The organism is Pseudomonas sivasensis (assembly GCF_021391435.1).
In the GTDB taxonomy this organism is placed as follows: domain Bacteria; phylum Pseudomonadota; class Gammaproteobacteria; order Pseudomonadales; family Pseudomonadaceae; genus Aquipseudomonas; species Aquipseudomonas sivasensis.
Genome location: NZ_CP090029.1, coordinates 1,042,981 through 1,062,124 on the forward strand (window position 1 = coordinate 1,042,981; position 19,144 = coordinate 1,062,124).

Genomic DNA, 19,144 nt, shown 5'->3' on the forward strand with positions numbered 1-19,144 from the left:
GGCAGAGTCAGTTTTTCTACAGTCACGTTATTGCCCCAGCTTGCGCGGTTGCCAGTCCTTGATCACCAGCGTGACGTCAAGGTCAGTGCCATGCAGCTTGATACGCTCCGGCAGCCAGTAACCGCCCTGTTCGGTATAGCTGAGGTATTCGACCTGCCAGCCATCCTGCTCCAGCGAGGCGAGGCGGCTGTCGCCATTAAGGCTCAGTCGACTCTTGCTATCGGGCGCGGGCAAGCCACGCACCCACCACACAAGGTGCGATACGGGCAGCTTCCAGCCAATCTGTTCTTCAAGCAGCGCTTCCGGCGAAGTCGCCTCATAGCGACCTTGGTTGGCCACTTCGAGGCTGACCTGACCCGGGCGACCCGTCAGGCGAGCGGCACCACGGCCCAGCGGGCCCGACAAACGAATGTCATAGTAGTCCTGGCGCTGCAGCCAGAACAACGTGCCGCTGCCCGAGTCCTTGGGGGCGCGAACGCCGACTTTGCCTTCGATCTGCCAGCCATCGATGCTGCTGAGCTGATCCTTATGCTGTTTCCATTGCGCCGGGTTGCCCTGGCCTTCAACGGATTCACGGGTGCCTACACCCGCGCAACCGGCGAGCAGGGCAATAAGACTGAACACTACAACGTGGCGCAAGAACATAAGCTTAAAGGGTCTCGGATCCGGTCAGGCGCTTGATGGTGCCGCGCAGGATGGGGCTTTCGGGTTGTTCCTTGAGGAATTTTTCCCAGATTTGACGTGCTTCGCGCTGCTTGCCATTGGCCCACAGCACTTCACCCAGGTGTGCCGCGACTTCCTGATCGGGGAAGCGCTCCAGCGCTTGGCGCAGCAAGCGTTCGGCCTCATCCAGGTTGCCCAAGCGATAATTCACCCAGCCCAGGCTGTCGAGTACGGCCGGGTCTTCCGGGTTGAGTTGGTGCGCTTGTTCGATCAGCACCTTGGCTTCGTCGTAGCGCGTGGTGCGGTCAGACAAGGTGTAGCCCAGGGCGTTGAGAGCCATGGCGTTGTCGGGGTCGCGCTTGATGATCAGGCGCAGGTCTTTTTCCATCTGCGCCAGGTCATTGCGTTTTTCCGCCTGCATGGCACGGGTGTACAGCAGGTTCAAATCGTCGGGGAATTGCAACAAGGCTTGTTGCAGCAGTTTCCAGGCGCGCTCGCCCTGATTGTTGGCCGACAAGGTCTCGGCCTGGATCAGGTACAGCTGGATCGCGTAGTCCGGCTCGGCATCGCGGGCCGCGGTCAGGCGTTTTTCCGCCTCATCAGTGCGCCCGTTACTCATCAGGATGTCGGCCTGGCGCAACTGGGCGGGCAGGTAGTCGTTGCCGGGGCCAACCTGAGCGTATTCGAGCAGGGCAGCTTGTGGGTCGTTGCGTTCTTCCGCGATACGGCCCAGGTTCAAGTGTGCGGAGTCCACATGGCTTTCACGCTCGATCAGTTCTTCCAGATAGCCCTTGGCCTCATCCCAGGCCTTGGCCTCCAGGCATACCAGCGCCAGTGAGTAACGCAGCTCATCGTCGTCCGGGTATTGCTGGACCAGATTGGCGAACTGCACTTTGGCGTCCTCCATACGGTCCTGCTCAACCAGCATGCGCGCATAGGTCAATCGCAGGCGTTTGTCGTCCGGGTACTTCTTGATGCTTTTTTCCAGCAGCGGAATGGCTTCCTTGCCGCGATTGAGATTTTGCAGCAGGCGTGCACGCAGCAGGATCGGCGCAATCTCGCCATCGTCCGGCGGGTTCTGTTCCAGCAGCTTCAGCGCGGCGTCAGGCTCGTCGTCCTGTTGCAGCAACAGGGCCTTGCCGAAAATCAGTTGGCTGTTCTTGGGATGCTTTTGAAGCAGGCGGTCGAAACTCTTCATCAGGCCATTGCGCGTGTCCTGGTCGGTGTCGGCAGCCGACAGCGCGAGGAAGTCGAAATGGGTATCACCCTTGCCTTGCAGGACTTTCTCCATATAGACCATGGAGTCGTCATAGCGCCCGGCCCGCGCCAGTTGAATGGCTGCGGCACGTTGCGCCTCCAGATCGTCCGGTGCGTTTTTTGCCCAGATCAGCGAGGTATCCAGCGCAGCCTGATCGGCTCCCAGATACTCGGCGATGCGAAATGCGCGTTCGGAGATGCCTGGATCCTGGGTGTTGATGGCCTGGGTCACATAGTTATCCAGCGCAATATCGAAGCGATTGCGCTGGCCAGCCAGTTCCGCACTCAGCAGGCTGAACACCGTTTCTTCACTGAACGAGGAATAAACCTTGGGCTTTTCAGGGGCGGGGGTGCTGTCTTCTACCGGCGGCGTACCGTCCGACGACACGGGGGCCAAGGCCTGGCAGCCGCTGAGGAAGACAAAAGCAAGGAGCAACGCGGAGGATCTATTCATATAGGAAGAGGACGACTAACCTGCGGTCGGATCATCATGACACAAGCCTTCGGCCAAACATAACCGAGTCTCAGTTGATGCCTTTATAGACACAAGGCATTAGGACAATAGACGACGGTGGTTGTTCTGAATCTTTCGAAGTAGGACAATTGTCGGCTTCCCGACATCATCAGCGATATTGAATGGCCTTCCTCGCACTCGGTATTAACCACAAGACTGCCTCCGTAGACGTGCGCGAGCGCGTGGCGTTTACGCCAGAGCAGTTGGTTGAGGCCTTGCAGCAGCTCTGCCGGCTCACCGACAGCCGCGAAGCTGCGATCCTTTCGACCTGCAATCGCAGCGAGCTTTATATAGAGCAGGAACATCTTTCAGCGGATGTCGTCCTGCGCTGGCTGGCCGATTACCACCATTTGAGCCTCGACGACCTGCGCGCATGCGCTTATGTGCACGAAGAGGATGCGGCAGTTCGTCACATGATGCGTGTGGCCGCTGGTCTCGATTCGCTGGTGTTGGGCGAGCCGCAGATTCTGGGCCAGATGAAGTCCGCCTACGCCGTGGCGCGTGAGGCCGGTACCGTTGGTCCGTTGCTGGGTCGGCTGTTTCAGGCCACGTTCAATTCCGCCAAGCAAGTGCGCACTGATACAGCCATCGGCGAAAACCCGGTGTCCGTGGCATTTGCCGCCGTCAGCCTGGCCAAACAGATTTTCAGCGACTTGCAGCGCAGCCAGGCCTTGCTGATTGGCGCCGGCGAGACCATCACCCTGGTCGCCCGTCATCTGCATGACCTGGGTGTAAAGCGCATCGTGGTCGCCAACCGCACCCTGGAGCGGGCTAGCATCCTCGCCGAACAATTCGGTGCCCACGCCGTGCTGCTGGCGGATATTCCGGCTGAATTGGTGCGCAGCGATATCGTCATCAGCTCCACTGCCAGCCAATTGCCGATTCTGGGCAAAGGCGCGGTGGAAAGTGCGCTGAAGCTGCGCAAGCATAAACCGATTTTCATGGTGGATATCGCCGTTCCCCGGGATATCGAGCCCGAAGTCGGCGAGTTGGACGACGTTTACCTCTATAGCGTCGACGATCTGCACGAAGTGGTCGCCGAAAATCTCAAGAGTCGCCAAGGGGCTGCCCAGGCTGCCGAGGAGATGGTCAGCACCGGTGCCGAAGATTTTATGGTGCGCCTGCGTGAACTGGCGGCGGTGGATGTGCTCAAGGCGTATCGTCAGCAGGGCGAACGCCTGCGCGACGAGGAACTGCTCAAGGCCCAGCGTTTGCTGGCCAACGGCGGTAGCGCCGAAGAGGTGCTGATGCAACTGGCCCGTGGGTTGACCAACAAGTTACTCCACGCCCCCAGCGTGCAGCTTAAAAAATTGACTGCCGAAGGCCGCCTCGATGCGCTGGCCATGGCCCAGGAACTCTTTGCCCTCGGTGAGGGCGCGTCAGATAGCTCTTCGGATAAAAAATCGCAATGAAAGCGTCACTGCTCAATAAACTGGACGTGCTCCAGGACCGTTTCGAAGAACTGACCGCCTTGCTCGGCGATGGCGAAGTCATCTCCGATCAGACCAAATTCCGTACCTATTCCAAGGAATACGCGGAAGTTGAGCCGATCGTAAGCACCTACGGGCAATGGCTGAAGACCCAAGCCGACCTTGAAGGCGCCCAGGCGCTGCTCAAGGACAGCGACCCGGACATGCGCGAAATGGCCGTCGAAGAAGTCCGCGAAGCCAAGGACAAGCTGATCGCGCTGGAAGGCGACCTGCAACGCATGCTGCTGCCCAAGGATCCCAACGACGGGCGCAACGTGTTCCTCGAAATCCGCGCCGGCACCGGTGGTGACGAGGCGGCGATTTTCTCTGGCGACCTCTTCCGTATGTATTCGCGCTATGCCGAGCGACGTGGCTGGCGTGTGGAGATCCTGTCCGAGAACGAGGGCGAGCACGGCGGCTATAAAGAAGTCATCGCGCGGGTTGAAGGCGAAAATGTCTACGGCAAGCTGAAGTTCGAATCCGGCGCGCACCGCGTACAACGTGTACCAGCGACCGAATCCCAAGGCCGTATCCACACCTCCGCGTGCACCGTGGCCGTACTGCCTGAGCCTGACGAGCAGGAAGCCATCGAGATCAACCCCGCGGACTTGCGCGTGGACACTTATCGCTCGTCGGGTGCCGGGGGGCAACACGTCAACAAGACCGACTCGGCGATCCGCATCACCCACTTGCCGTCGGGCATCGTGGTGGAATGCCAGGAAGAGCGTTCCCAGCACAAGAACCGTGCACGGGCCATGTCCTGGTTGTCGGCCAAACTCAACGACCAGCAAACCAGCGCCGCCGCCAATGCGATTGCCAGTGAGCGCAAGTTGCTGGTGGGTTCGGGCGACCGTTCAGAGCGCATTCGCACCTACAACTTTGCCCAGGGCCGGGTCACCGACCACCGGGTCAACCTCACCCTGTACTCCCTCGACGAGATTCTCGCCGGTGGCGTCGATGCGGTGATCGAGCCCTTGCTCGCCGAATACCAGGCCGATCAACTGGCCGCGATAGGTGAATAAATGACCATCATCGCCAGCCTGCTGCGTGCCGCTGATTTGCCAGACTCGCCCACTGCGCGCCTGGACGTGGAATTGTTGCTGGCGGCTGCCCTGGGCAAATCCCGCAGCTACCTGCACACCTGGCCGGAAAAAATCGTCAGCAGCGAAGACGCTCTGACCTTTGCCGACTATCTCCAGCGCCGCCGCGGGGGTGAGCCGGTCGCTTATATTCTCGGCCAGCAAGGCTTCTGGAAGCTGGACCTGGAGGTCGCGCCTCACACGCTGATCCCGCGTCCGGAAACCGAACTGCTGGTGGAGGCGGCCCTGGAATTACTGCCGGCCACGCCAGCCAAGGTGCTCGACCTCGGCACCGGCAGCGGCGCCATCGCCCTGGCCCTGGCCAGTGAGCGCCCGGCCTGGCAAGTCACGGCCGTCGACCGTGTGCTTGAAGCCGTGGCCCTGGCCGAACGCAACCGCCAGCGTCTTCACCTGAATAACGCCACAGTGCTGAGCAGTCATTGGTTCAGCTCACTGCAAGGTCGCAGCTACGATCTGATCATCAGTAATCCGCCTTATATCGCCGACAACGACCCGCATCTGGTCGCAGGCGATGTACGTTTCGAACCAGCCAGTGCGCTGGTTGCCGGCCACGATGGTTTGGACGACTTGCGATTGATCATCAACGAGGCGCCGGCCCACCTGAATGCGGGTGGCTGGCTGCTGCTCGAACACGGTTACGATCAGGCCTTGGCCGTACGTGATCTATTGCTGAGCCAGGGTTTTGACGAAGTGCATAGCCGTCTCGACCTCGGTGGTCACGAACGCATCACCCTGGGACGTCGCCCGTGCTGACTGATCAGGAGCTGTTGCGCTATAGCCGACAGATTCTGTTGCAACATGTCGACATCGAGGGCCAATTACGCCTGAAAAACAGCCGTGCTCTGATCGTCGGGCTCGGTGGCCTGGGCGCGCCGGTGGCGCTGTATCTGGCCGCAGCGGGCGTGGGCGAGCTGCATTTGGCTGACTTCGACACCGTCGACCTGACCAACCTGCAACGCCAGATCATCCATGACACCGACAGCGTCGGGCAGACCAAGGTCGACTCGGCGTTGCGCCGTCTGACCGCCATCAACCCTGAAATCACGTTGGTTGCCCATCGCACCGCGCTGGACGCCGACTCCCTGGCGGCCGCAGTGGCGGCGGTAGACGTGGTGCTCGATTGCAGCGACAACTTCTCCACACGCGAAGCGGTCAACGCCGCCTGCGTCGTCGCAGCCAAGCCGTTGATCAGCGGCGCGGCAATTCGGCTTGAAGGCCAATTGTCTGTCTTCGACCCGCGTCGCGCTGAAAGCCCGTGTTACCACTGTTTATACGGGCATGGCAGCGACACCGAGCTTACGTGCAGCGAAGCGGGGGTGGTCGGGCCGTTGGTGGGGCTGGTCGGTAGCCTGCAAGCCTTGGAAGCCTTGAAGCTGCTTGCCGGTTTTGGTGAACCGCTGGTGGGCCGCTTGTTATTGATTGATGCCTTGACCACGCGCTTTCGTGAATTGCGGGTCAAGCGTGATCCCGGATGCAGTGTCTGTGGGACGCAACATGATTAAGGACGCGCCGATCGGTGTGTTCGATTCCGGGGTCGGCGGCTTGTCGGTGCTGGATGAAATTCAGCAACTGTTGCCCCACGAATCGCTGCTGTACGTGGCCGATTGCGGGCATATCCCCTATGGCGAGAAAACCCCCGAATTTATTCGTGAGCGTTCACGGCGGGTCGCTGAGTTTTTCCGCGAACGGGGCGCCAAGGCGTTCGTGATCGCTTGCAATACCGCGACCGTCGCCGCCGTAGCCGACTTGCGCCAGGACTATCCCGATTGGCCGCTGGTGGGCATGGAACCCGCCGTCAAACCTGCGGCTGCCGCCACGCGCAGTGGCGTGGTCGGTGTGCTGGCCACCACCGGTACTCTGCAAAGTGCCAAGTTCGCCGCGTTGCTCGACCGTTTCGCCACCGATGTGCAGGTGATCACCCAGCCGTGCCCGGGCCTGGTGGAGCTGATTGAAACCGGTGATCTGCACAGCCCGGCCCTGCGTCAGTTGTTGCAGGGCTACATCGAGCCGCTGCTAAGCGCCGGTTGCGACACCCTCATCCTCGGTTGCACCCACTATCCCTTCCTCAAGCCGCTCCTGGCGCAGATGCTGCCCCCCAGCATCATCCTCATCGACACCGGCGCCGCCGTGGCTCGCCAGCTCAAGCGTTTATTGGGCGAGCGCGACCTGCTTGCCCACGGTGATCCTGAGCCTGCGCAGTTCTGGACCAGCGGTGATGTGTATCACCTAAGAAATATCCTACCGACACTGTGGAAATATTCCGGAGTTGTGCGAAGCTTTGGCGCGTGAAAATTTCGTGAAATATCGCCATTAGACGCTGAACTTCTGGCACTTCGTAGGCTTCTATAGCCAGATTGCTTGTACAAAACCATATAACTTCGTTCGGAAAGGATGTTTCTTATGAAGCGCTTGTTCTGTTTGGCTGCGATTGCGGCCGCTGTGGTGGGACACTCTTTTTCGGCGCAGGCCGCCGGGCTTGAGTTTGGCCTGGGGGCCACCAGTGATTCGACGCTCACCTATCGATTGGGGCTGACGTCGGATTGGGACAAGAGTTGGATGCAAAGTGATGTCGGTCGCCTGACCGGCTATTGGAGCGGCGCCTATACCTATTGGGAAGGTGATGACCGTGCAGGCGCCAGCAGCCTGTCGTTCTCGCCTGTCTTTGTGTATGAATTTGCCGGTCAGTCGGTCAAGCCCTACATCGAAGCCGGGATCGGCGTGGCGGTGTTCTCCCGTACCAAACTGGAGGACAACAACATCGGCCAGGCTTTCCAGTTCGAAGACCGCTTGGGTTTCGGCCTGCGCTTCACCGGTGGGCATGAAGTGGGCATTCGCGCCACGCACTACTCTAATGCCGGGATCAGCAGCAATAACGACGGTGTAGAAAGCTACTCACTGCACTACACCATGCCGCTGTAATTCAAAACCTTGTGGGAGGGGGCTTGCCCCGATGGCGGAGTGTCAGTCGAGGAATTTTCCAACTGATCTACCGCTATCGGGGTCAAGCCCCCTTCCACATTGAGGTCGTCACTGGCCTTAGATCAGCGGTACGCCGTGGCGATTCCTTCGCGTTCGGTCAGGCACTCCGGTGCGCCCATCTCGAATTCCCGACAAATCAGCGGCCGACGCTCATAAATCGTGCACATCATCGTGTCCCGATCCAGCGCCGCGCACCAGCCGTCGTCCAGGCGCAGCATCACTTCGCCGCCCCAGTCGTCGGTGTCGATATAGCGCTCCGGCACGCCGGTGTCGGTGATCAACATGACTTCCAGCTGGCAGCAGCAGGCCGCGCACGTCGAGCAGGTGACGGTGGGCTCAGTGATTTGGGTGTGGGGGATGTTGGTCATAGGCGAGCAGTGTAAGGCAAGCCGGTCATTTGCGTATGAATGCTCTGACGGACGTCAGCGTGCCAGCCGGTGCAGCCCGACAAAAAGCACCGCCCAAAGCACGGCAAGGCCGGCCATTGTAGGGCCCAGGCCATAGCCAAATTGAACATCGGTCAATTGGCTCCCCGCGTAGTAGGACAGCGGCCCGCCCATCGCGCCCAGCAGTGCGGCACGCCACCGCGGCCGCGCGCTCCAGGCCAGGCAATGGCGCAAGGTGGTCGCCAGCAATGCCCATAGCAGCATCAACCAGAACGGAATCAATGGCCCCGGCTCGCTGAACTGGAAAACCCCTACGGCGCGCAGCAGCGTGTCCACTGCGGTGCCCACTAGCATCACGCTGATGATCAGTACACCGTCCTCGGCCCACGCACTTATCCACAGCAGGTGAACGGCCAGCACCGCCAGGCCAACCAGCAGCCATAGGCTGTCGCCGCCCAGCACACAGGCAAACCAGCCGCACTGGAACAGCGCGGCATTGGCCAGGGTTTTAAGCATTGAAGCGCCCGAGCAACGGCGGGTTGATGGCTGCCGGTTTGGCCAGCAGCAATTGCGCGGTGCCGATGGTGCGCTCCATAAAGCCACCTTCGCAGTAGCAGAGGTAAAACTCCCACAACCGCAAAAAGTATTCGTCGTAGCCCAGCTCCGTCAGACGGCCGTGGGCGCGGCGAAAGTTCTCATGCCACAGGCGCAAGGTTCGCGCGTAGTGCAGGCCAAAGTCTTCCATGTGCAGCAGGTTCATATCGGTGTCGCGGCTGACGATCTGCAGCATGTTCTGCACACTGGGCAGGGCGCCGCCGGGGAAAATGTAGCGCTGGATAAAGTCCACGCTGTTCTTGGCCTGCTCAAACCGTTGCTCACGGATCGTGATGGCCTGCAGCAGCATCAGCCCATCGCTCTTGAGCAAATGCGCGCACTGCTTGAAGTAGGTGGGCAGAAAGCGATGGCCCACGGCTTCGATCATCTCGATGGACACCAGCTTGTCGTATTGGCCGGTGAGGTCGCGATAGTCGCTCAGCAGCAGCGTGACCTGGCCTTGCAAACCGAGGGTTTCGATGCGTTTTTCGGTGTAGGCGAATTGCTCCTTGGACAAGGTCGTGGTGGTGACCTTGCAGCCATAGTGTTGCGCCGCGTATAGCGCCATGCTGCCCCAACCGGTGCCGATTTCCAGCAGGTGGTCGGTGGGTTTGAGCGCGAGTTTCTGGCAGATGCGTTCAAGCTTGTTCAGTTGCGCCTGTTCCAGTGTGTCGTCGTCGCTCAGAAATTGCGCCGCCGAATACATCATGGTCGGGTCGAGGAATTCTTCGAACAGGTCGTTGCCAAGGTCGTAGTGCGCGGCGATGTTTTTCTGCGAGCCCTTGCGCGTATTGCGGTTGAGCCAGTGCAGACCTTGAGTGAACGGGCGTGCCAGCCGCGCCAGGCCACCTTCCATGGCGTCGAGCACGTCCAGGTTGCTGACCATCACACGTACCACCGCGGTCAGGTCCGGACTGCTCCAATAGCCGTGAATAAACGCCTCGCCGGCGCCGATGGAACCGTTGGCCGCCACCAGGCCCCACACCGCAGGGTCGAGGATCTGGATTTCCCCCAGCAAGTGCGCTTCCCGTGCGCCGAACACTTGCCGTTCGCCGTCCTCGATCACCACCAATTGGCCATGGCGCAATTGGCTGAGTTGGCGCAGTACGCCCTTGCGCAGCAGCGCACTGGTCACGCCGTTGACGTTCAGGCGGCTGGTCTTGACCGATAAGCTAGGGGATTTCATGGCGGCGATCCTTGGTATACCCGACTGCTGTACGAGAGGCGCCATCGGCGGCCCGGTGGGAAAAAATCGGTGTGCGTTTAAGAAACAGGCGTATCGCCTGCCAGTAAATGGCCAGGCAAGTCTTGGCGGTCATCCACGGAAATCGCCACAAGTAGCGATGCAGGCTGGCGCGGGTCAGCGCTTCCTTTTGCAGGCTCAAGGTGGCGTCGAAGACTTTCAGCTCGCCCTGCCAGTCGGCCATGTGCACGCCGAGCCTGTCTGCGGGCGGGCTGAAGCTCATGCGGTATTCCAGGTCGCGAGGCAGGAACGGCGACACATGGAAGGCCTTGGCCACCGCGAAATGCTGGTGCTCATCAGCGCCCAGGGCTTGGGCCGGCAGTACGTAGTGGTAGCGCTCGCGCCACGGGGTGTTGGTCACTTCACACAAGATCGCGGCCAGTTGCCCATCGGCCTCGAAACAGTAGAAGAAACTCACGGGATTAAAAGCCAGGCCCCAACTGCGGGCCTGGGTCAGTAGGCAGATAACGCCCTGAGGCGTATGCCCCAGAGCCTTGCCGACTTCCTGGCGCACGGCATCGCTCAAGCTCATGCCGTGACGCGTGAATTCACGCAGATAGTCCTGCTGACGAAAGCCGAAGGGCGCCAGGCGACTTGGTCCGGCCAACGGTGACAGTCCGAGGACTTCGTCTTGTTCGCTCAAATCCAGGTACAGCAGGCCGATGCGGTAGCGAAAGGCATGGGCCTTGGGCGCAAACCGTCGATGGGCAATCCAGCCGCTGTACAGGGCGCTGTTCACAGGGTTTCCCCAAAGGCCTGGGCCACGCGCAGCGCACTGACCACGCCGTCTTCGTGGAAACCATTGGCCCAGTAGGCACCGCAATAAAACGTGTTGCGCACGCCGGCCAGTTCTTCCCAGCGGTTTTGCGCGGCCACTGCCGCCAGGCTGTATTGCGGATGCGCGTAGGTGAAGCGCGCGAGGATCTTCAGCGGGTTGATCATCGGCGTCTGGTTGAGGCTGACGCAAAAGGTGGTAGCGCTGTCGATGCCTTGCAGGATGTTCATGTCATAGGTGACGGCGGCCTGAGTCTGGGTGTTACCGCTCAGCCGGTAATTCCAACTGGCCCAGGCCAGTTTGCGGTCGGGCAGCAGGCGCGTGTCGGTGTGCAAAACCACGTCGTTATCGGCGTAGGGCAGGGCACCGAGAATCTCTTGTTCGGCCTGGCTTGGGTCGGCGAGCAATGCCAGCGCCTGGTCGCTATGACAGGCGAACACCACCCGATCAAATGCCTCGCTGCCGGCAGGACTGTGGATAACTACGCCTTGCTCGGTGCGCTCGACGTTATGCACAGGGCTGTTGAGGCGGATCTGCTCGCGAAAGCCGCGGGTCAGCGGTTCGATATAGCTGCTGGATCCACCTTCGATCACACACCACTGCGGCCGGTTGTTCACTGACAGCAAGCCGTGGTTCTTGAAGAAGCGCACAAAGAATTGCAGCGGAAAACCCAGCATGTCCGCCAGGGACATCGACCAGATCGCCGCACCCATCGGCACGATGTAGTGCCGCACAAAGCGCTCGCCGTAGCCGCCGGCCGTGAGGTAATCGCCCAAGGTCATCTCGGCACTGATGCGTTGCTCCTGCAGGTCCAGCGGTGCCTGGCGGTTGAACCGCAGGATGTCGCGCAACATGCCCCAGAAGCCCGGCGACAGGATATTGCGGCGCTGGGCGAACAGGCTGTTGAGGTTATTGCCGTTGTATTCGAACCGGGTTTTTTCGTCACACACCGAAAAGCTCATTTCGGTGGGTTTGAACGAGACACCGATCTGCCCCAGCAAGCGGATGAAGTTGGGGTAGGTCCAGTCGTTGAACACGATGAAGCCGGTATCCACTGCGTAGCTTTTGCCGTCGACGCTGACGTTGACCGTATGGGTATGCCCGCCGATCCGGTCGCCCGCTTCGAACACGGTGACTTCGTGACTGCGGCTAAGCAGGTAGGCGCTGGTCAGGCCAGCAATGCCGCTGCCGATAATGGCGATCTTCACAGGTCGTCCTTTTTCGGTGGCGGGCTGCGCAGCATGCGTTTGCCGATGATCAATTGCGCGCGATTAGGCAGTTTCGACAGCGGCCACAAAGTGGCGATAAACAAGGCCGGGAAGGCGATTTCCAGCGGGCGTTTGTCCAGCTTGGAGAATATATGCCGAGCAGCCTTGTCGGCCGGCCAGCTCAGGGGCATCGGGAAGTCATTGCGCTCGGTCAGTGGCGTATCGACGAAGCCCGGGCTGATCACGGTGACATCGATATTTTCCGGCGACAGGCTGATGCGCAGGGACTCGAACAGATAACGCAGGCCGGCCTTGGACGCGCCATAGGCTTCTGCGCGGGGCATCGGCAGGTAGGTCACGGCGCTGGCGACGCCCACCAGATGCGGTGCACGCCCGACACGCAACAACGGCAGGGCCGCTTCGATGCAATAACTGCTGGCCAGCAGGTTGGTGCGTACCACATGCTCGATGATCGATGAATCAAACTGCTTGGCGTCGACATATTCACAGGTGCCGGCGTTAAGGATCACGGTGTCGAGCGAGCCCCAGACGTCACCGATGTGCTCGCCAATTTCGCGCACGGTCTGGCTGTTGGTTAGGTCACCGGCCACCACCAACACTTGGCCGGGGTAGCGTAGAGCCAGCGCATCCAGCGGTGCCTGGGTGCGAGAACTCAAGGCGACATGGGCGCCGCTGTTAAGCAGCTCCACGGCCAAGGCGGCGCCTATCCCACTGCTGGCACCGGTCAGCCAATAACGACGTGGCGACACTGCGTTCATCCCACTCTCCTTTTGAGCCAACTGACGACTCTGCCCAGCACGGGCAGGTGCTCGTAGAGCATGGCGCCGGCATCGAAGTAATCGCGGTGGCGGTACACCTTGTCCCGCCACATCAGGTGCGAGCATCCTTCCACCCGGATGACTTGGCCGTTGGCCAGGCGCGGGTGGCAAAAACTCATTTTCCAGCGCAGGTAGCCTTCGCCTTCGGCCACTTGGTCGAAACCGTGGAAGTCGAAGCGCAGTTGGCTGACGTTGCTGTACAACTCGGCGAAATAACTGTGCAACGCGGTCAGCCCATGGACCTCGTGCAGCGGGTCAGTAAAGGCAATGTCCTTGCTGTACAGGCTGTCGAGCAGGTGCAGATTGTGCTTGTCCAGCGTGGCGAAGGTTTGGGCGAAGCGTTGCAGGAAGTCACTCATGTTCGACGACCGATTGACGTGAAGGCAGGCTACGGAAGGCGGCCAGGGCGCGCTCGCGGGACTTCTTCAAGTCGACAATCGAGCGCGGATAATCTGCCACGCCAAACAGACCACCGGCGGCTTCGGGGTTATGCACTTCCTTTTTATTCAGTGCGGCCAATTCCGGCAGCCAGTGCTTGATGAACACGCCTTCGCTGTCGAATTTTTCTGACTGGCTCAGCGGGCTGAAAATCCGGAAGTAGGGCGCCGAGTCGGTACCGGTGGACGAGCTCCACTGCCAGCCACCGTTATTGGCGGCCAAGTCGCCGTCGATCAGGTGACGCATGAAGAAGCGCTCGCCTTCACGCCAGTCGATCAGCAGGTTTTTGGTCAGGAACATTGCCACTACCATGCGCAGGCGGTTGTGCATCCAGCCGGTTTCCAGCAATTGACGCATGGCGGCGTCGATGATCGGCAGGCCAGTGCGAGCTTCTTGCCAGGCTGCCAGATCCTTGGGCGCATCACGCCAGGCCACGTCCTCGGTCTCGGGGCGGAACGCACGGTGACGGGACACCCTTGGGTAGCCCACCAGAATGTGTTTATAGAACTCACGCCAGAGCAGTTCGTTGATCCAGGTGATGGCGCCGATGTCGCCACTTTCGAATTCGCCTTGGTTGCTCTGCAAGGCTGCATGCAGGCACTGGCGCGGCGAAACCACGCCGGCAGCGAGGTAGGCCGACAGCTGGCTGGTACCGGGCTTGGCGGGGAAGTCGCGTTCGTCTTTGTAGTAGCTGATCTGCTGGTCGGCGAATGCATCGAGGCGCCGCCGGGCTTCGTCCTCACCGGCGGGCCAGAGGGCACGCAGGGTGTCGCTGGGCGGCTCGAAGCCTGCGACGGTGGTCGGCACCGGATCGCTTTTAAGGTCGAGTTTGGCCTGGGCCTTTGGCGTGGGCACTACCTGTGGAAGCGCGCTGTGCAGACGTGTGTAGCAGACCTTGCGGAACTGACTGAAGACCTGGAAGTAGGTGCCGGTCTTGGTCAGCACACTGCCCGGTTGGAAGAACAATTGATCAAGGTAACTGTGGAAGGTCACGCCCTCGGCTTCCAGCGCCTGGGCCACGGCGGCGTCACGACGGCTTTCATGAATGCCGTACTCCTCGTTGACGTGCAGCGATTGCGCCGACAGGTCCCGGCACAGTTCGCTGAGCACGCTGGGCGCCTGGTCCCAGGTGGCAGCTGTGCGGATCAGCAGGGGAATGTTCAGCTCGCCTAAGTCTTTGCTCAAGTGCTGCAGGTTGCGCAGCCAGAAGTCGACCTTGCACGGAGCATCATCGTGGGCCAGCCATTGCTCAGGCGTGATCAGGTACACGGCGGCAACCGGGCCTCGCTGGGTCGCAGCGGCCAAGGCGGTGTTGTCGTGTAGGCGCAGGTCGGTGCGCAGCCAGATCAAGTGCATTTAAATAAGTCCACGCTGTATCAGTAGCTGGTGGGCCGACAACACATCTTCGGCCACGAATAATTCAGGAGTGTCATGGGTTAATACGGCTAACTCCGCCTGATGGATGCAGACCGTTGGTCCGACGAGCAGCGTCGGGCGACTGACGCCCGTGAGCAGCTTGGTCAGGCCCGGCAGGTGCAGGGCTTTGCTCGAATACAGCAAGACCGCGCGCGGTTGCAGGTGCTCGACTGCAAGGGCCAGCTCGCCGGCGGGCAGCGGCCAGTCAAACACTTCCACGGGGCAGTCGGCGCTGCTGGCCAGCCAGGCGCTGAGCCACAAATGCGGCTCCAGGGGCAGGTCGGACTGGTTAATCAGCAGCAGCGGCGCACCGTGCAACTGGCGATTGTTGTGGTAGATGCGCGCACCGAACTTACTGCGCAGCCAGGACAGGAAAAATACCCGCTCCATCTGCGCGCCGAACTGGCCCTGCCAACGCTGCTCCAGCTCCTTGATCAGCGGCAGTAGCAGTTGTTCACACAGGGTGCGCGGCGGGTACAGTGCCATGGCCTGGTTGAAGGCATCGTCGACCCGGCGTTCGGTCAGTTCGCTGATGGCCTGTACCAAGGTCTGGCGCAGGGTGTGCCATTCATTCTGCGACGTGTCGGTGTTGGCCTGGGCAGAGTCGATCAGGTGCTTCACCTGGCTGACCGGCACGCCGCGATTGAGCCAGGTGAGGATGGCGTGGATGCGTTGTACATGGTCGGCGCTGAACAGCCGATGGCCCTTGGGTGTGCGCTGGGGCACGATCAGGCCATAGCGACGCTCCCAGGCGCGCAGGGTCACAGCGTTGACGCCGGTCTGGCGCGCCACTTCGCGGATCGGCAGCCAGCCGTCTTCCAGGGCTTGAGCGATGTCTTCGCCGGGTTCGTCTTGCAGGGCAGCTTTCATGGTCTAGATCGCATTACGCAGGCTGAGATTTTCCGGGTGCGGTTGCAGGTACGCCTGCTGCGCGATGTAGCGGTCCGGGTGTTGGCGAAAGTGATGCTTGAGCAGCGTCAGCGGCACCACCAGCGGCACGATGCCGTGGCGGTATTGGCCGATGACGGTTTGCATTTCCTGCTTGTCATCGGCGCTGATCACCTGCTTGAGGTAGCCGCTGATGTGTTGCAGCACATTGGTGTGGGTGCCGCGAGTGGCGCATTTGGTCAGGCCGGTCATCAAATCGCTGAAGTAAGACTCGGCGAGCTCATTGAGGTCGGTGCCTTTGCCCATGCTGCCCAGCAGGTGACCCAGGCTTTTGTAATGGGCGGGACTGTGGGCCATCAGCAGGTATTTGTAGCGCGAGTGAAAGGCCAGCAGGCGGTGACGGGTCAGCCCTTCGGCCAGCAGCTTTTGCCAACTGGCGTAGACGAAAACGCGGGTCAGGAAGTTTTCCCGCAGCACCGGGTCGTTCAGTCGGCCGTCTTCTTCGACCGGTAGGTTGGGGTGGCGCGCGCAAAACGCCTGGGCATAGATGCCGCGTCCGCCACCGTCGACCGGTGTGCCGTTTTCGCGGTACACCTTGACTCGCTCCAGTCCACAGGACGGCGACTTCTGCATGAAGATGTAGCCGCACAGATCGGTATGTTCTTCAGCCATCTGCTGGCCGTATTCGTTCAGGGGCTGGGTCACATTGAGTTCGCGGCGCACAGTGCCCACGGCCTGCGGATGGGCAGGGTCGCCAACCAGGCGGATCGGTTCGCGGGGGATGCCCAGGCCGATCGCAACTTCGGGGCACAGGGGCACAAAGTCGAAGTAGTCGGCGAGGGTTTGGCTGCAGAGCAGGGACTGTTTATGGCCGCCATTGAAGCGCACGTTCTCGCCTAGTAGGCAGGCGCTGATAGCGATCTTCGGTTTTGCGCTGCTGGACATGGCCAAACCTCTGCAAGATTCTTGTACAAGCGTTGATTTCTGTACAACTAATCTCATCATAGGTCTGAAGCTGTACAAGTCAAATTATTTGTACAGGTTTTTTGCGGGGGGACTATTTCCAGCCCATTTTCCATGCCTCGGCATCCTGCAAGGTCTGCCACGGAAGGCGTTCGCCGCGTTTGGTCATGATGGCTTGCAGCTCGATTTCCAGCACCGTGCCTTCTTCATCCCGAAACAGCTCGGTGACCAAAAAGTGTTTTTCCTTATTACGGGGATGGGCTGCTGTCCACTTTGACAGCAGCAGCTTGGCGGGGTTGATGCGGTTCATTGCAGGTGCTCGATCAGGCGTCGCGCGGCTTCCTGGCCACTGAGCCAGGCGCCTTCCACTCGACCGGACAGGCACCAGTCGCCACACACGTACAGACCCAGGTCGGCATCGGCCAGCACACCGAATTCATGGCTGCTGGACGGCCGCGCATAGAGCCAGCGGTGCGCCAGGCTGAACGACGGCGCAGGCATGGCGCTGTGCAGTAACTCGGCGAAGGCGCCGTGCAAGTGTTCGATCACGGCTTCCTTGGACAGGTCCAAGTGGGCTTTGCTCCAGGCGCTGGTGGCGTGCAGCACCCAGGTGTCGAGGGTGGTGTCGCGTCCAGGTTTGCTGCGGTTGCGCGCCAGCCAGTCGAGGGGGCTGTCCTGCACGAAGCAGCCTTCCATTGGCGTATCAAGGGGTGTGTCGAAGGCCAGGGCGATGGCCCAGGTGGGGTCCATTTTTACCCCAGCGGCGGCGCTGGCCAGCTTTGGCGCAGCAGCGAGCAGGGCGGTGGCTTGTGGCGCTGGCGTGGCGATGATCACGTGGCTGAATGGTCCATGATTGCCACCGTCAGCGTCGAGCAGGTTCCAGTGTTGAGTCCCTTGGAACACCTCGGTAATGCGGCAACCGAACTCCACCGGCAAGTCATCGAGCAGGGCACGGGTGATGGCGCTCATGCGCGGTGAGCCTACCCAGCGGATCTGCTCGTCGGGGGAAGGGGTGAGCTGGCCGGATTTGAAGTTGTACAACTGCGGTTTCCACTGCTCGGCCCAGCCGTTGCTTTGCCAGCGTTGCACTTCATTGACGAAGCGTCGGTCGCGGGCGGTGAAGTATTGGGCGCCCATGTCCAGCGCACCGGCATCACTGCGCTTGCTGGACATGCGGCCACCACTGCCGCGGCTTTTATCGAAGAGTTGCACAGCGTGCCCGGCGTCTCGTAACGCTCGGGCGGCGGAGAGACCGGCGATGCCGGTACCGATGATCGCGATGGGGACAGTCATGGAGGGCCTCGTTCTACCGTTGGGTACAGACTACGCCGACACCAATAGCTGTACAATATTGTTTTTTGGTATAAGTTTTGGCGTACCTGAACGTGTGGCGTGGCCTATGGTTAAAGCTGAGGCTTAAACAACAGTCACGCACGATTACAAATTGATCCCTGCTTATAAAATAGACCAGTGATCGGCGGCGAACGTTACATGAGGAAGATCCCATGCACATTTTGCTGACCGGCGGTACCGGCTTGATCGGCCGCCAACTCTGCCAACACTGGCTCGGTCAAGGCCATCGCCTGACCGTGTGGAGCCGTCATCCCGAAGAGGTTGCCGCCTTGTGTGGCGCCGAGGTGCTGGGCGTTGCGCGCCTGGAAGAGGTGATCGGCGTCGTGGACGCTGTGGTCAACCTCGCCGGCGCCGCCATCGCCGATCGTCCCTGGACCCACAAACGCAAGGCGCTGTTGTGGAGCAGTCGCATCGGTCTTACCGAAACCCTGTTGGCGTGGCTGGAAGGTCTTGCGCAAAAGCCGGCGGTGTTGATTTCCGGCTCGGCGGTGGGCTGGTACGGCGACGGTGGTGAGCGCGAACTGACCGAGGCCAGTGGTCCGGTACAGGACGATTTTCCCAGCCAGCTCTGTATCGCCTGGGAGGAAACCGCCCAGCGTGCCGAAGCCTTGGGCATGCGCGTGGTTCTGGTGCGCACCGGTTTGGTGTTGGCGGCCGAGGGCGGCTTTTTGTCGCGGCTGCTGCTGCCGTTCAAACTGGCGCTGGGCGGGCCTATCGGTAATGGTCGGCAGTGGATGCCATGGGTGCATATCAAGGATCAAATCGCCCTGATTGATTTTCTTCTGCACAAGGATGACGCCAGCGGTCCTTATAATGCCTGCGCCCCACACCCAGTGCGTAACCGCGAGTTCGCCAAGACGCTGGGCCAGGTACTGCACCGCCCGGCGTTCATGCCGATGCCAGCCTTTGCGCTGAAGGTAGGCTTGGGGGAGTTGTCGGGGCTGTTGCTGGGCGGGCAGAAGGCGATTCCCGAACGCTTGATGGCCGCCGGTTTCACTTTCCAGTTCACTGAGTTGCATACGGCTTTGGATGACTTGTCCAGCCGCCTCTAGAAATAGG

The 19,144-nt window shown here is 60.8% G+C and carries 21 protein-coding genes; 7 read left to right on the forward strand and 14 right to left on the reverse strand.

Annotation, left to right across the window (positions count from 1 at the left end; translation table 11 throughout):
- Positions 1–27: 27 nt before the first annotated feature.
- Together lolB and LRO94_RS04550 are read right to left on the reverse strand one after the other, a co-directional pair.
- Positions 28–645, reverse strand: a complete 618-nt coding sequence (gene lolB, locus LRO94_RS04545) for a lipoprotein insertase outer membrane protein LolB (RefSeq protein ID WP_095183772.1) — start codon at positions 643–645, stop codon at positions 28–30.
- 4 nt (positions 646–649) lie between these two features.
- On the reverse strand, positions 650–2,374 hold the full coding sequence (locus LRO94_RS04550) for a tetratricopeptide repeat protein (RefSeq protein ID WP_032886118.1): 1,725 nt from the start codon (positions 2,372–2,374) through the stop codon (positions 650–652).
- 182 nt (positions 2,375–2,556) lie between these two features.
- Between LRO94_RS04550 and hemA the strand changes: the two genes are divergently transcribed.
- The 6 genes from hemA to LRO94_RS04580 all read left to right on the forward strand — a co-directional run bounded on the left by hemA (position 2,557) and on the right by LRO94_RS04580 (position 7,922).
- A complete protein-coding gene (gene hemA, locus LRO94_RS04555; protein WP_032886119.1) occupies positions 2,557–3,846 on the forward strand; it encodes a glutamyl-tRNA reductase in 1,290 nt (429 codons plus the stop codon).
- Entirely contained in the window at positions 3,843–4,925 is a 1,083-nt protein-coding gene (gene prfA / locus LRO94_RS04560; protein WP_032886121.1) for a peptide chain release factor 1, read from the forward strand. Before hemA ends, prfA begins: the two co-directional genes overlap by 4 nt.
- Complete coding sequence (gene prmC / locus LRO94_RS04565) at positions 4,926–5,756, forward strand: peptide chain release factor N(5)-glutamine methyltransferase (protein ID WP_032886122.1); 831 nt, start codon at positions 4,926–4,928, stop codon at positions 5,754–5,756. It abuts the gene before it with no gap.
- Positions 5,750–6,505, forward strand: coding sequence for a molybdopterin-synthase adenylyltransferase MoeB (locus LRO94_RS04570; protein ID WP_099601945.1), 756 nt, complete (start codon positions 5,750–5,752; stop codon positions 6,503–6,505). The genes prmC and LRO94_RS04570 overlap by 7 nt, the downstream gene beginning before the upstream one ends.
- Positions 6,498–7,292, forward strand: coding sequence for a glutamate racemase (gene murI / locus LRO94_RS04575; protein ID WP_179179543.1), 795 nt, complete (start codon positions 6,498–6,500; stop codon positions 7,290–7,292). Before LRO94_RS04570 ends, murI begins: the two co-directional genes overlap by 8 nt.
- 111 nt (positions 7,293–7,403) lie before the next feature.
- Positions 7,404–7,922 carry an acyloxyacyl hydrolase gene (locus LRO94_RS04580; protein ID WP_032886125.1) on the forward strand — a complete coding sequence of 173 codons (519 nt, stop codon included), beginning with the start codon at positions 7,404–7,406 and terminating at the stop codon, positions 7,920–7,922.
- A gap of 122 nt (positions 7,923–8,044) precedes the next feature.
- On the opposite strand, the gene LRO94_RS04585 is transcribed toward LRO94_RS04580, so the two are convergent.
- The 12 genes from LRO94_RS04585 to LRO94_RS04640 form a co-directional block, all read right to left on the reverse strand.
- Entirely contained in the window at positions 8,045–8,350 is a 306-nt protein-coding gene (locus LRO94_RS04585) for a YkgJ family cysteine cluster protein (RefSeq protein WP_032886126.1), read from the reverse strand.
- Positions 8,351–8,404: 54 nt separating this feature from the next.
- Complete coding sequence (locus LRO94_RS04590; RefSeq protein WP_179179542.1) at positions 8,405–8,884, reverse strand: DUF2878 domain-containing protein; 480 nt, start codon at positions 8,882–8,884, stop codon at positions 8,405–8,407.
- Positions 8,877–10,148, reverse strand: a complete 1,272-nt coding sequence (locus LRO94_RS04595; protein ID WP_032886130.1) for an SAM-dependent methyltransferase — start codon at positions 10,146–10,148, stop codon at positions 8,877–8,879. Before LRO94_RS04595 ends, LRO94_RS04590 begins: the two co-directional genes overlap by 8 nt.
- A complete protein-coding gene (locus tag LRO94_RS04600; protein WP_095183775.1) occupies positions 10,135–10,944 on the reverse strand; it encodes a DUF1365 domain-containing protein in 810 nt (269 codons plus the stop codon). The genes LRO94_RS04595 and LRO94_RS04600 overlap by 14 nt, the downstream gene beginning before the upstream one ends.
- The gene (locus tag LRO94_RS04605; RefSeq protein WP_179179541.1) at positions 10,941–12,188 is read right to left on the reverse strand and encodes an NAD(P)/FAD-dependent oxidoreductase; all 1,248 of its coding nucleotides are present in this window, start codon (positions 12,186–12,188) and stop codon (positions 10,941–10,943) included. Before LRO94_RS04605 ends, LRO94_RS04600 begins: the two co-directional genes overlap by 4 nt.
- Positions 12,185–12,967, reverse strand: a complete 783-nt coding sequence (locus LRO94_RS04610) for an SDR family NAD(P)-dependent oxidoreductase (protein ID WP_032886135.1) — start codon at positions 12,965–12,967, stop codon at positions 12,185–12,187. Before LRO94_RS04610 ends, LRO94_RS04605 begins: the two co-directional genes overlap by 4 nt.
- Complete coding sequence (locus LRO94_RS04615; protein ID WP_032886136.1) at positions 12,964–13,386, reverse strand: nuclear transport factor 2 family protein; 423 nt, start codon at positions 13,384–13,386, stop codon at positions 12,964–12,966. Before LRO94_RS04615 ends, LRO94_RS04610 begins: the two co-directional genes overlap by 4 nt.
- A complete protein-coding gene (gene phrB / locus LRO94_RS04620; protein WP_032886139.1) occupies positions 13,379–14,821 on the reverse strand; it encodes a deoxyribodipyrimidine photo-lyase in 1,443 nt (480 codons plus the stop codon). The genes LRO94_RS04615 and phrB overlap by 8 nt, the downstream gene beginning before the upstream one ends.
- Complete coding sequence (locus LRO94_RS04625; protein ID WP_095183779.1) at positions 14,822–15,751, reverse strand: MerR family transcriptional regulator; 930 nt, start codon at positions 15,749–15,751, stop codon at positions 14,822–14,824.
- A 3-nt stretch (positions 15,752–15,754) separates the two neighbouring features.
- Positions 15,755–16,714, reverse strand: coding sequence for a YbgA family protein (locus LRO94_RS04630; RefSeq protein WP_095183780.1), 960 nt, complete (start codon positions 16,712–16,714; stop codon positions 15,755–15,757).
- Positions 16,715–16,826: 112 nt separating this feature from the next.
- Entirely contained in the window at positions 16,827–17,042 is a 216-nt protein-coding gene (locus LRO94_RS04635; protein ID WP_179179540.1) for a TIGR02450 family Trp-rich protein, read from the reverse strand.
- Entirely contained in the window at positions 17,039–18,025 is a 987-nt protein-coding gene (locus LRO94_RS04640; RefSeq protein ID WP_095183781.1) for an NAD(P)/FAD-dependent oxidoreductase, read from the reverse strand. The genes LRO94_RS04635 and LRO94_RS04640 overlap by 4 nt, the downstream gene beginning before the upstream one ends.
- Before the next feature lie 212 nt (positions 18,026–18,237).
- Here LRO94_RS04640 and LRO94_RS04645 point away from each other — a divergent pair, with 212 nt between their 5' ends.
- Positions 18,238–19,137, forward strand: coding sequence for a TIGR01777 family oxidoreductase (locus LRO94_RS04645; protein ID WP_032886147.1), 900 nt, complete (start codon positions 18,238–18,240; stop codon positions 19,135–19,137).
- Positions 19,138–19,144 lie beyond the last annotated feature (7 nt).